10 protein-coding genes are annotated in these 12,552 nt (G+C 74.7%); 4 read left to right on the plus strand and 6 right to left on the minus strand.

Going from position 1 to position 12,552, the window contains the following annotated elements; all coding sequences use genetic code 11:
- Window positions 1–87 precede the first annotated feature (87 nt).
- Entirely contained in the window at window positions 88–1,362 is a 1,275-nt protein-coding gene (locus L3K22_RS01780) for an MFS transporter (protein WP_263309881.1), read from the plus strand.
- A 55-nt stretch (window positions 1,363–1,417) separates the two neighbouring features.
- Here the strand turns inward: L3K22_RS01780 and L3K22_RS01785 are convergent, their stop codons facing one another.
- From L3K22_RS01785 to L3K22_RS01805, 5 genes are all read right to left on the minus strand, one after another.
- Window positions 1,418–3,163 carry a glycoside hydrolase family 3 protein gene (locus L3K22_RS01785; RefSeq protein ID WP_263309882.1) on the minus strand — a complete coding sequence of 582 codons (1,746 nt, stop codon included), beginning with the start codon at window positions 3,161–3,163 and terminating at the stop codon, window positions 1,418–1,420.
- A 35-nt stretch (window positions 3,164–3,198) separates the two neighbouring features.
- Entirely contained in the window at window positions 3,199–4,539 is a 1,341-nt protein-coding gene (locus tag L3K22_RS01790) for an exo-beta-N-acetylmuramidase NamZ family protein (RefSeq protein ID WP_263309883.1), read from the minus strand.
- A 158-nt stretch (window positions 4,540–4,697) separates the two neighbouring features.
- Window positions 4,698–6,005: an alpha/beta fold hydrolase gene (locus L3K22_RS01795; protein WP_263309884.1), complete on the minus strand. Its 1,308-nt coding sequence runs from the start codon at window positions 6,003–6,005 to the stop codon at window positions 4,698–4,700.
- Entirely contained in the window at window positions 5,995–6,894 is a 900-nt protein-coding gene (locus L3K22_RS01800) for a substrate-binding domain-containing protein (protein ID WP_263309885.1), read from the minus strand. The genes L3K22_RS01795 and L3K22_RS01800 overlap by 11 nt, the downstream gene beginning before the upstream one ends.
- A gap of 113 nt (window positions 6,895–7,007) precedes the next feature.
- The gene (locus L3K22_RS01805; RefSeq protein WP_263309886.1) at window positions 7,008–7,757 is read right to left on the minus strand and encodes a GAP family protein; all 750 of its coding nucleotides are present in this window, start codon (window positions 7,755–7,757) and stop codon (window positions 7,008–7,010) included.
- A 102-nt stretch (window positions 7,758–7,859) separates the two neighbouring features.
- On the opposite strand from L3K22_RS01805, the gene L3K22_RS01810 reads away from it, so the two are divergent.
- From L3K22_RS01810 to L3K22_RS01820, 3 genes are all read left to right on the plus strand, one after another.
- Window positions 7,860–9,143 carry a sensor histidine kinase gene (locus tag L3K22_RS01810; protein WP_263309887.1) on the plus strand — a complete coding sequence of 428 codons (1,284 nt, stop codon included), beginning with the start codon at window positions 7,860–7,862 and terminating at the stop codon, window positions 9,141–9,143.
- Window positions 9,140–9,853: a response regulator gene (locus L3K22_RS01815; RefSeq protein WP_263309888.1), complete on the plus strand. Its 714-nt coding sequence runs from the start codon at window positions 9,140–9,142 to the stop codon at window positions 9,851–9,853. The genes L3K22_RS01810 and L3K22_RS01815 overlap by 4 nt, the downstream gene beginning before the upstream one ends.
- A gap of 161 nt (window positions 9,854–10,014) precedes the next feature.
- Window positions 10,015–11,499, plus strand: coding sequence for a DHA2 family efflux MFS transporter permease subunit (locus tag L3K22_RS01820; RefSeq protein WP_263309889.1), 1,485 nt, complete (start codon window positions 10,015–10,017; stop codon window positions 11,497–11,499).
- Between the two features lie 4 nt (window positions 11,500–11,503).
- Here L3K22_RS01820 and L3K22_RS01825 read toward each other — a convergent pair whose 3' ends face one another.
- Window positions 11,504–12,544, minus strand: a complete 1,041-nt coding sequence (locus L3K22_RS01825) for a LacI family DNA-binding transcriptional regulator (RefSeq protein WP_263309890.1) — start codon at window positions 12,542–12,544, stop codon at window positions 11,504–11,506.
- Window positions 12,545–12,552: the final 8 nt, after the last annotated feature.

The raw sequence follows: 12,552 nt of genomic DNA on the forward strand, positions 1-12,552 counted from the left end.
GCACCCTCGGCGTTGCGCACTATGTTGCGCAGGAGCGGCCGGTGCGCCCCGCCGCCCCCTCTCCCTGCGCCCCGAAGGAGGTTCCCCATGACCGCGCCCGCTCCCGCGCCCGCGACCCCCGCGACCGCCCGGCCCGAGGCCCGTCTGCTGCGCTGGTTCGGCTCGTACGGGACCTTCGCGGTGCCGCAGGCCGCCGCGCCCATCGCCTTCTCCCTGATCGCCCTGCCGCTGACCGGCAGCGCCTCCGCCGGCGCCGCGATGATGCTCGCGATGACGATCGCGCAGGTCCTCGGCGCGGTCCCGCTCTCCCGGATCGGCCGACGCTTCGCCCCGGTCCCCTTCGTCCGCGCGCTCATCGGCCTGCGCACGCTGGCGCTGATCGCGATCGCGGTGCTCGCCGGGCTCGGCGCCCCCTTCGCCCTGGTCGTCGCGGGCGCGGCGCTCGCGGGACTCGTCAACGGCGCGGCCTACGGCACGCTGCGCTCGGTGCTCAACCACCTCGTGCCCGCCAGCCGCCTGCCCCGCGCCCTCGGCATCGCGGCCACGCTGAACGAGGTCACCTTCGTGGCCTCGCCGGTGATCGCCGCGGCCCTCGGCGGGATCTCCCCGCAGCTCGCCGCCTGGGCGATGGTGCTGCTGGGCGCGGCGCCGCTGCTCCTGCTGCCGTCGATCCCCTCGGCCACCGCGCCCGGCCCCGAGCAGCGCGGCAGCGCGCTGCGCCTGAGCCCGATGATCGTGCTGTGGCTGGTGTGCGGCGGGGCGAGCGCCGCCTCGATCGCCGCGATCGAGATCGGCGCGGTCTCCCTCGCGGTCTCCTTCGGCATGCCGGCCGCCTGGGGTGCGCTGTTCCCCGTCGCGATCTGCGTGACCTCGGTCGCCGGCGGCGTGTGGGTGAGCATCCACAACCGCGAGCCGCGCCGCCGCACCGTGCTGGTGTGGCTGGGCGTGACCGCGCTCGGCGTCGCCGTGGTGGGACTCGGTCACTCCGCCGTGGCGACCGTCATCGGCGCGCTGCTGGTCGGCGCGGTGCTCGCACCGCTGGCGACCTACTACTCCCTGGTGCTGGACCGGCTCGTCGCGCCCGAGCACCGCGCGGAGGTGTTCGCCCTGCTGCGCACCGCGAACGCGCTCGGGATCATCACCTCCTCGGCGCTGATCTCGCTGGTCTCCCTGCAGGCGACCTTCACCGTGGTGATCGCGGTGATGGCCGTGGTGCTGGCGGTGACCGGCGCGGTGTTCACCTCCGGCTGGGTGAAGGCCCGCCGCCGGCGCCTGGCGCGCGAGGCCGCCGAGGCGCGGGCGCACGGCGAGGCCGCGAACACGATGGATCAGCAGAAGGGGGCCTCCAGCGGCACGCGCTGAGGCTCAGCGCCGCGCCGTGCCGCTGGAGTCCCGATCCTGCAGTCGGGAGCGTGATTCAGCCGAGCCCGTGGCCGAGCGGGAAGGCCTCCCCCGTCCCGTCGGCCGTGGGGATCGCGACCGGCAGCTTCCCCCGCGCCTTCACCTCGCCCGCGAGCACGCCGGCGAGCGCGCGCAGGGAGGCGTCGGCGTTGCCGTAGGCCGCGAGCGAGGCGGCCACCTCCCCCACGTGCACCACGTCGTAGGGATTGCGCAGGGAGGCGTGAACGACGGGCGTGCCGGTCGCGGCGAGCGCCTCGACCAGCGCGACCTGGGCGGCCGGGGTGGTGAAGCCGGAGGACGAGGTGAGCACGAGGACCGCGTCGACCGCGGCGGCGGCCTCGGCGGCCTGCTCGGGTGTCGCGCCGGGCAGCGCTGTCGCGGCATGGCCCAGCGAGGTCAGCGCGTCGACCACCACCTCGAGCTTCGCCGCCGTGGCGGAGCCGGTGACCAGCACCGTCGCGCCGTCCGCGAGCGGCAGCGCGCCGTCCTGGGCGGTGATCAGGGTGATCGAGTCCTCGGCGATCCGCTCCGCGGTCGCGAGCGCGCGGGAGGTGCCGATCGCGCTCTCGGCCCGGGCGGCGTCGACGTGCACGTCGTCGAACAGGCCGCGGCGCAACTTCTGGGCGAGGATGCGCCGCACGGACTGATCCAGCCGCTCCTCGGTGATCTCGCCGCTCGCGACCGCGTCGCGCACTCCGCCGATCGCGACGACGAGGTCCGGAGGCATGAGCATCTGGTCGGCGCCGGCGAGGATCGCCTCGACCGGGACGCGGTCGTCGCCGAACAGGGTGCGCACGCCCTCCATCGCGAGGGAGTCCGTGACGATCACGCCCTCGAAGCCGAGCTCCTCGCGCAGCAGCCCGGTGAGGATCGGGCGGGAGAGCGTGGCGGGGACGCCGGAGTCGTCGAGCACGGGAACCACGATGTGCGCGGTCATGATCGAGTCGATGCCCTCCTCGATCGCGGCGACGAAGGGCGGCAGGTCGAGGGCGTCGAGCTCCTCGCGGGTGTGGTCGATCACCGGCAGGCCCAGGTGGGAGTCGGTCGCGGTGTCGCCGTGACCGGGGAAGTGCTTGGCGGCGGCGGAGCAGTCCGCCCCCTGCAAGCCCTTGATCTGGGCGTTGGCGAGGCGGGAGACCGCGCGGGGGTCGGCGCCGAGGGAGCGCACCCCGATCACGGGGTTCCGCGCCTCGACGTTCACGTCGACCACCGGGGAGAAGGCCTGGTGGAGGCCGGCGGCGCGCATCTCGGCACCGACGATCTCCCCCGCCTTGCGGGCATGGGCGCGGGAGCCGGTCGCGCCGAGCGCCATCTGACCCGGCAGCGGGGTCGCGGGGGCCGGGAGGCGGTAGACGACGCCGCGCTCCTCGTCGGCGCTGATGATCAGCGGGATCCCACCGCTCTCGAGCGCCGCGTCCTGCGCGTCGTTGGAGAGCGTCGCGACCTGCTCGATGCTCTGGAGGTTCTCGCTCCACACGAAGTAGATCAGCCCGCCCACGTGGTGGGTGCGAACGATCTCCGCGATCGTGTCCACGCCGGTGGTGGAGGTGTTCGAGGCATGCGCCTGGTCGGCGCGGGAGCCGTAGCCGACGGCGACGAAGAGCTGGCCGATCTTCTGCTCGACGCTCATGCCGGCGAGGATCTCCTCGATCCGGTCGGCGTGCCCCTTCGAGGGCGCGGCCTGGGCGGCGACGGGCAGGGCGACGGCGGCGCCGGTGCCGGCGAGGGCCGCGGTGAAGGCGCGGCGGGAGAGGGATGACATGGGGATCTCCTGGGGTTCTCGGGACGTCGGCGTGCTCAGTACAGGCGGTAGCGCTTGGTGGTGACCTCGAAGCGCCTGGCCTCGCGGCGCCAGGCCGCGACGATCGCCTCGGGGGGCTCGCCGTCCTCGAGCATCGCCCGGGTGCGCTTGGTGCCGGTGAGCTTGTCGATCCAGCACACGTCGTCCTCGGTGCGGCAGTCATCGCCCTCGCGCCAGTCGACCTCCTCCACCGTGCGCAGCAGCGCGGCGATCACGTGGATGCCGGTGCGGACGGGCTCGTAGGCGGCGGCATCGGTGACGTGCAGCTGCAGGCCGCCGCAGAAGACGCCCGCGTGCTTGGAGGTGGTGGGGGTGGCGAACATCGGCCGGTAGAGCACGCCGGGCAGCTCGGCGGCGCGGAGGGTCTCGAGGAGCTGGTCGACCTGGGCCTCGGTGATGAAGGGAGCGCCGAACCAGAGGAAGGGCGTGGTCGTGCCGCGGCCCTCGGAGATGTTCAGCGACTCGATCAGCCCGGTGCCGGCGTAGACCACGGCGGTGTCCGGGGTGGGGATGTTCGGGGAGGGCAGCACCCAGGGCAGCTCCTGGACGGGCGGCTCCTCGGGGTCGTAGCCGCTCATCTCGACCACCTCGAGGGTGACCTCGCCGTTCAGGAACTCGCCGTTGAACAGGCGGGCGAGCTCGCCGACGGTGAGGCCGTGGGTCTGGGGGATCTCACGCAGCCCCACGAAGGAGGACAGCTCCGACTCCAGCACGAATCCCTCGATGTCGGTGCCCAGCGGGTTCGGCCGGTCCAGCACCACGAACCGCTTGCCGTTCTCGCCCGCGGCCTGCATGGCGTAGTAGAGGGTCCAGATGTAGGTAAAGAAGCGGGCGCCGATGTCCTGGATGTCGAAGACGAGCACGTCGACGTCGGCGAGCATCTCCGGGGTGGGCTTCTGGGTCGCGCCGTACAGGGAGCGGACCGGCAGGCCGGTCTTCTCGTCGATGTAGTCGCCGACGGCGCCTCCGGCGGGCTCCGCCCCGCGCACCCCGTGCTCGGGCCCGAACAGGGCGGTCATGGTGAACCCGGCCGTCCCCTGCGCCTCGACCAGGAGGTCGATCGTCGAGCGCAGCTCGCGATCGGCACCGGTGGGGTTCGTGATCAGGCCGACGCGCTGGTCGCGCAGGGTCTCGAGGGCGGCGGGCTCGAGGAGGTTCTCGACGCCGAGGCGGAAGTCCCCGTCGGCCCTCTTCTTCCCGCGGGAGGGGGCGGCCTGGGCGGAGGCCGCACCGGCGAGGACGGCGCCGGCGGGAAGGGCGCCGAGGGAGGCGAGCACGCGGCGGCGTCCCGGACGGGCCGGCTGCGCGGCGGGATGGGGCGAGGGTGCAGGGTTCACGGGGGACCTCCGTCGTCGTCGTCGGATCGTGGCGCACGGGCGCAATCAGCCACGCTACCGGGGCGTGGTGCGGGTCACAACCGATTCCGGAGGGATGGCGTCGGCGGAAACAGGACTTCGGCGGCCCTTTCCGCAGATCGGGGTCGGCGGGGCGGGCGTCAGGCGGCGCGGAGCCCCGTGGCGAGGTCGAGGAGGTGGTCGAGCACGCCCTCGCCGCTCGCGCGCAGGCCGTTGTGCTCGTACTCGCTGGTGACCCAGGTGCGCACACCGGGCAGCAGCGCGGCGGTCGCCATCGAGAACTCGCGCGGGACGTAGGCGTCGTCGTAGTAGACGGCGGCGGCGCCGGGCACCTCGGCCGCGCGCAGGGCCTGCTCGTCGTAGAGGCGGGGCCATTCGTGCTCGGCGAGCACGTCCGCGGCCTCGGCCCACACGGCGAGCTCGGGGTCCTCGGCGAACAGGTCGCGGTGGATGTGCTCGCCGGCCAGGAGCGTCGGGTCCTCCGCGACCGCGGCGGGCATGGTGCGGTCCGCGGCCCAGCGGGTGGCGACCCCGTCGGCCCAGCAGCTCTCGTGGATCACGGCGTACAGCGGGTTCCGGCCGGAGAAGGGCAGGGCCGCGGCGAGGTCGTGGGCGAAGGCCGGCGAGGCGGGGTCGAGGTCCAGCAGGAGGTGGAGGCGCTCGGCGCCCTGGGAGGCGCCGAGCAGGTGGCCGAGGCGGCGCAGGGACTCGGCGCCGATGCGCCTCCCACCCGGGGCGCACAGCCGGCCCGCGGCGGCCTCGTCGGCCAGGCGGCGGAAGCGGTCGCGGTCGCCGGGGAAGCGGGCCCAGTACCTCTCGGAGCGGGCGATCATGCCCTCCCACGTCGTGGCGTAGACCTGGTCCATGTGGGGGCCGACGGTGGGGAGCCCGCCGGTGAACAGGGCCTTCTCGACGCTGCCCGCGGCGGCGGAGAGATAGCGCAGGGTGGTGAACCCGCCGAAGGACTGCCCCAGCAGCGACCAGCGCGGAAGGTCCAGCACCTCACGCAGCAGCTCGGCGTCCGCCACGATCGCGTCGGCGCGGAAGTGCGTCAGGTAGCGGGCCTGCTGGTCGGGGCTCGCTTCGCGCAGCGTGCGGGCGCCGGGGATCGCACCCTCGGGCAGCGGGGCGTCGGCGCCGACGGGGGTGGAGCGGCCGGTGCCGCGCTGGTCGAGCATGAGCACGCGGTGCTCGCGCAGGGCGCGCGGCAGCCAGGGCGGGGAGGCGGGGTCCAGGGGCCTCGGCGCCTCGGAGCCGGGCCCGCCCTGGAGGTAGACGAGGACGGGGAGGTCCTCGCCGCCGGGCCGGGTGACGAGGCGGGCGAAGAGCTCGATCCGGGTCCCGGCGGGGTCGGCGTGGTCCAGCGGGACGGGGAGGGTGAGGTCGGCGAGCGCGAGGCCGGGCAGGGTCCAGTCGGTGCGTGCGGGGCGGGCGGTCTCAGCGGTCATCGGTGCTCCTGGAGGTCTCGTCGTCGCGGGTGGTGGTGCCGGGGAAGTACTCCCAGTCGAAGCGGTGCAGGCGGCCCGGGCGGTCGCCGCGCTCGACGGCGCGGTCCACGACCACCCCGGACAGGCGTGCGAAGACGTCGTCGACGCCGTAGTAGCTGATCGGGCCGAGCAGCTCGGCCTCGGCGGGGACGTCGCCGATGGCGATGATCTCGAGCTCCTCCGGGACCTCCACCCCGGCCCGCGCCGCGGCGAGGCGGAGGGCGACGGCCTGGTAGCCGGTGCAGCAGAGGACGGCGGAGGGGCGGTCGGGGCCGTTCAGCCAGTCCAGGGCGATCTCGAAGGTGCCGCGGGTCCCCTCGGGGGTCAGGCGCATGTGCTGCTCGGCCGGAGCGTCGTCGTGGACGGCGACGGCGTCGACGAAGGCGGCGCTGCACGGCATGCTGAGCGCGCCGCCGGGCCGGGAGCGCAGATCGGGGGCGAGGAGGTGGACGCGGTCGTGGCGGGCGCGGAGGCGGGCATAGGCGTGGTGCACGGCGGGGACGGGGCTGGAGCTGACCACGTCGAAGCCCTCGGGCTCCATCTGCGCGCTGAAGGCGACGAGGCCGCTGCGGGTGCGGTCGGAGAGGCTGCGCACGCGGCGCGGGCCGTCCTGCTCGAGGTCGATCGCGGTGAGCAGCGCGGCGTCGGCCTCGGCGCCGAGGAGATGCTCGTACCAGCGCGGGTCGGTGAGGACCAGGGTGGACAGGCCCGTGCAGAGCGCGTCCTGGCGCACCTGGCTGGTGAGCTGGAGGCCCCACGGATCACCCAGGCTGCTGAGCGCCAGGACGACGCCCCCGCCCCGGCTCGAGGCGGCCGGGGGCGCGATGGTGGCGTCGTTCGCTGCGACCACCGGGATGCACCTCCGCACCGAACGGACATTGCGGCCGAAATGACCACAAGGTAGTAGAATACACGCTGGTCACGGCGATGTCCCGTTCTTCGTCGCAGAGCTCTTGCGCACGGTCAGGCGATGGCTCCCCCGCTCAGCCAGCCGATCGCCGGACCGGCGGTGTTCAGCAGCAGGATCACGCCGATGATCCCCACCGTCCAGGAGAAGGCGCCGGTCGCGCGGCGCACCGCCCCGTCGTGGACCCGCTCGAGGAATCGGTCGCCGCGCTCCCCCAGCAGCACCCGCGCCCCGCACAGCAGGAGGGCCGGCAGGATCATCACCGCGCAGTAGCCGACGAGCACGAGCGCCCCGCGGGGCAGGCCGATGGCCATGTCCGCGATGATCCCGAGCGCGGCGAGATAAGGGATCATCGAGGCCGCCTCGATCAGGCCCGCGCCGAGGGCGAGGGTGATCAGCGCGGAGGGCCGCCCCGAGGCGCGGCGGGCGCGGGCGGTCCAACGCCGCGCGGACGCCTCCGGGTGCCCGCCGCGCTTGACGACGGCCTTCGGGTCGAGGCGGAAGGACCACCACAGCAGGGCCGCCCCGGCGGCGGCGAGCAGCACCATGGTCTGCGGGGCCGCGAGCAGGTGGCCGAGGCGCTCCATGAGCGGGAGCAGGCCGGCGAGCAGCGCCACGCCGAGCAGCAGGTAGAACACCCCGATCACCGCGAGGTACAGCAGCGTGCGCCCGGCGACGCGGCGGGCCCCGCCCTCCCCCACCACGAGCAGGATGAGAGGGATGACGAGGGTGCCCATCGAGGTCGAGTCGACGAGGGCGAGCGCCACGAGCCCGAGCGGGCCGGCGAGGGAGGCGAGCTGGTCCATGGCTCCATCGTGCGCGGCGGGCAGCGCGCCGGTCCTCCTCCCTTGGGACGAGACCCGGCGGAGGCCCGAGGCCGGGCGGGCGCGGCCGCGTAGGCTCGCACCATGCCCGCCGACGTCCGTGCCGACGCCTCCGCCGCCCCCGACACCGCCGCCGTCGGCGCGCCACGAATCACAGGGCGCGACCTGCTGACCGCCGGGATCTATGCGGCGCTCGTCGTCGGCCTGGCCCTCTCCGGGATCTCGAACTCGGGGTTCCTCGGCGAGGGCCCGCAGTGGTCCCGAGGAGTCTCGGTCGCGCTGCTGCTCGCGGCGTGCGCGAGCCTGAGCTGGCGACGCAGCCGCCCGCTGGTGCCCTTCGTCGTCGCCGGGCCGCTCGCGACCGCCGAGATCATCGGCGGCGGGCAGATCTCCGCCTACTTCCTGCTGTTCGAGGCCCTGTTCGTGCCCGTCATGCACGGCTCGCGGCGGGAGGCGCGCACCTGCACCGCGATCTCGATCGCCGCCGCGGCGGCCGCGATGCTCGCGGCGCTGCTCGGGGGCCTGCCGGGACCAGCGGTGTTCCTGGTGGCGATGATCTCCGGGCTGATGGCGAGCACGCCGCTGCTGTGGGGCTGGGAGGTGCGCCACCACCGGGAGGCGCGCGGCGCCGCCGAGCGGCTGGCGGGCCTCGAGCACGAGCTCGCCGAGAGCCGGGCCGCGCAGGCCGTCGAGGCGGAGCGGCGCTCGATCGCCCACGACCTGCACGACGTCATCGCCGGCCATCTCAGCGCCGTCGCCCTCCACTCCTCCCTCGCCGCCTCGCTCGAGGACCGCGAGGCGAGGGAGGGTTCCCTGGCCGCCTCCCGCTCCTCCGCCCAGGCCGCGCTGCGGGATCTGCGCTCGATGATCGGGGTTCTCGCCGACGAGGGCACCGGCACCCTGCCGAGCGCCACCCTGGACTGGCCCTCCCTCGCCGCACGGCTGCGGGCGCGGGACCCGTCGGCCGAGGTCGAGATCGCGCCCGCGCTCACCGAACCCGCCCGGGTGGGGCCCGCAGTGCAGGCCGCGGCGCTGCGGATCGGGGCGGAGGCGGTGACCAATGCGGTACGGCACGGCCGGGCGCCGATCCGGCTCACGGCGGGGATCCAGGAGGGCGCGGTGCGGATCGAACTGGTCAACGGCCGCGACGGTGCGGAGCCGCTGGGGGCCGGGATGGGTCGTGCGGCCCTCGCGCACCGGGCGCTCGCGGTCGGCGGGACGGCGAGCTCGAGTCCGGTCCCGGACGCGGACGGGTCCCCGGGGTGGCGCGTGGAGGCGGTGCTCCCGCTCGACGCATCGGGCGACCCGCCGGCCGAGCCGCCCCTGACCGGCACGACTCTCACCGCCACGGAGGCCTCGCCGCGATGACCGATCCGTCCCCCTCCCCTGCGGCGTCCGACCGCCCCTCCTCCGCCCCGATCCGGGTGGTCGTCGCCGAGGACCATCCCGCCGTGCGCTCGGGGCTGGTCGCGCTGCTGCGCTCCGCCCCGGACATCACCGTGGTGGCCGAGGCGGCCGACGGGCCCGCCGCCCTCGAGGCCGCCCGCGCCCACCGCCCCGACGTGGTGCTCACCGACGTGCGGATGCCCGGGGCGACCGGCATCGAGATCACCCCACAGCTGCGGGAGACCGGGGCGAGCGTGCTGGTGATCTCCGGCTTCGACCTCGACGAGTTCGTGCTCGGCGCGCTCGCGGCGGGGGCCGACGGCTATCTCGTGAAGTCCGAGGACCCGCAGCGGATCCTCGCCGCGGTGCGGGACGTGCACCGCGGCGACGCGGTGCTCTCGGCGGCCGCGACCCGCACCGTGCTCGCGGCGCTGCGGGGGCGGGAGGGCGGCACACCCGACGAGGCCCCGCCCGCTTCCCCGGCGCCCACCGCCCCGGAGCCCGCGCTCACCGGGCGGGAGGAGGACGTGCTGACGCTGGTCGCCCAGGGGCTGACGAACCAGCAGATCGCCCGCGAGCTGTTCGTCGAGATCACGACCGTGAAGTCCCATCTCTCCCATGCGCTGACGAAGCTGGGCCTGGACTCCCGCGTGCAGGCGGCACTGTGGTGGCAGCAGCACCGGGGCTCCTGATCGCCCCTGCCCAGCCGCCCCTCTGTCCCTGATATCACGGTGACGAGAAACAGGGCCGCATGGGACGATCGGTGCGGGCCCGGACCTCGTCCGCCGCCCCTCCGACGGGTGGCCTTCCGGTCCCGGCCCGCCGGACCGCACTCGACGAAAGCGCGCCAGCCATGCACGCCCCCTCCCCCACCCCGACCGGTGAGCTGCCCGCCGTGGACGCCGGCCCCTCGACCTCCGCCCCCGAGCCCGCCGCGACGACCCGGGTCACGCCGATCATCGCCGTGCTCGTGGTCTCCGCCTTCGTCATGATCCTCAACGAGACGCTGCTCTCGGTCGCGCTGCCGGTGCTGATGGAGGACCTGTCGATCACGGCCGTGACCGCGCAGTGGCTCTCCACCGGCTTCATGCTCACCATGGCCGTGGTCATCCCGACCACCGGATTCCTCATGACGCGCCTGTCGGTGCGCACGGTGTTCCTCCTGGCGATGGCGCTGTTCCTCGCCGGGACGGCGCTGGCCGTCATCGCGCCGAGCTTCCCCGTGCTGCTCGGGGCGCGCGTGATCCAGGCGGCGGGCACCGCGATGGTGCTGCCGCTGCTGATGACCACCGTCCTCGCGCTCGTCCCGCTGCGCTCCCGCGGCCTGGTGATGGGTCTGGTGGGCGTGGTGATCTCGGCGGCGCCCGCGCTCGGGCCGACGATCTCCGGCGCCATCCTCGCTCGCGGCTCCTGGCATTACCTGTTCGTGATGATGGTGCCGATCATCGTGGTCGCACTGGTGATCGGGCTGCTGTTCATCCGCAACTACACCGAGCCGCGCGCGGTGCGCCTGGACGTGCTCTCCGTGGTGCTCTCCGCGATCGGCTTCGGCGGCGTGATCTACGCCCTCGCCTCGATCAGCGCGATCGTCGACGGGCATGCGCGTCTGGTGCCGCTGCTCGCCGCCGCCGCGGGCCTGCTCGCCCTCGCGGTGTTCGCGGCGCGGCAGGTGCGGATGCGCGCCCGGGGCCAGGAGCCGCTGCTGGACCTGCGCCCGCTGACCGTGCGCACCTACCTGGTCTCCCTGCTGGTGATCCTGCTGTGCTTCGCCACGATGCTCGGCACCGTCGTGGCGCTGCCGCTGTACATGACCGGGGCGCTCGGCATGTCGACCCTCGCCGTAGGGCTGACGATGCTGCCCGGCGCGGCGGCCTCGGGGCTGCTCGGGCCGCTGGTCGGCGCGCTCTACGACCGGGTCGGCCCGCTGCCGCTGGTGCTGCCCGGCGCGGCGCTGATGGCGCTGGTGAGCTGGGCGTCGATGCTGCTGCTGGACGGCGACGCCACCCAGGGTCTGGTCATCGCGCTGAACGTGCCGCTCGGGATCGGCATGTCCATGGTGATGACCCCGCTGATGGCGCTGTCCCTCGGTGCGCTGCCGAAGGAGCTGTACGGCCACGGCTCCGCCATCCTCAACACCCTGCAGCAGCTCGCCGGAGCGCTCGGCACCGCGGTGTTCATCGCGCTTCTTACCCTCGGCGCGGCCGTCGCCGCGGAGGGTGGGGCGGGCGCCGAGCTCGCCCAGGCCTCGGGCGCGACCTGGGCCTTCGTCGCCGGCGGCGTGATGTGCTCGATCGCGGCGCTGCTCGCGACGACGCTGCGGCGGCCGCAGGCCGCCTGACCGCTCAGGCGTCGTCGGCCGTGGTGGTGCCGGGGAAGAAGCGCCAGTCGAAGACGTGCGTGGTCCCGGACCGGTCGGTGCGGTCCACCGCCCGGTCTACCAGGATCCCGGCCAGCCGCGAGAAGACGTCCTCGACGCCGTAGACGCTGATCGGGCCGAAGAACTCGGAGCTGGCGGGGATGTCGCCGATCGCGACGAACTCGAGGTCGTCCGGGACCGACGCTCCCGCCCGCTCGGCCGCGAGCTGCAGCGCCACCGCCTGGTAGCCGGTGAAGCAGACGACCGCCTCGGGCCGCTCCGGGCCCGCGAGCCAGTCCAGCGCCGCGCGGTAGGTGTCGTGGCTGCCCTCGGGGACGACGTGCACGAGCGCCTCGGCGTCGTCGCCGTGGGCGTGGGCCGCCTCGAGGAAGGCAAGGGTGCGCTGATGGGCGAGGACGCCGCCGGGCCGGTCGACCTCCGGGGCGAGCAGGTGCACCCGCTCGTGCCGTGAGCGCAGCCGCGCGTAGGCGCTGCCGATGGCGGGCAGCGGCGAGGAGGAGACGACGTCGAAGCCCTCGGGCTCCATCTGCGCGCTGAACGCCACCAGCCCCGTCTGGGTCGAGCGGGCCAGGCGCCGCATCTGCTCGGGCCCCTCGGGGACGAAGTCGATGCTGGTGACGAGGGCGGCGTCGGCGGAGGCGCCGAGGAGGTACTCGTACCAGCGCTCGTCGGCGAGGACCAGGGTGGACAGCTCGTGCGCCAGGGCCCGGTCGCGGACCCGGGTGGCGAGCTGCACGCCCCGGGGGTCCTCGAGCGTGCCCAGCGCCAGCACGATCCCGCCGCCGCGGCCGGTGCGCATCGCCTGCGCGTGACGGTTGGGGACGTAGCCGAGCCGCTCCGCGGCGGCGCGCACCTTCGCCTTCGTCTCGGCGGAGCCCGCCGAGCGCAGTCCGCCGCGGCCCGAGAGCACGAAGGAGGCGGTCGCGATCGAGACGCCGGCCTCGCGGGCGACGTCCGCGAGGGTCACGGGACTCCGCGGCCGCCGACCACCGTCGTCACTGGTCATGCGGCGGT

The sequence above is a fragment of the Brachybacterium atlanticum genome (assembly GCF_025669985.1).
In the GTDB taxonomy this organism is placed as follows: Bacteria; Actinomycetota; Actinomycetes; order Actinomycetales; family Dermabacteraceae; genus Brachybacterium; species Brachybacterium conglomeratum.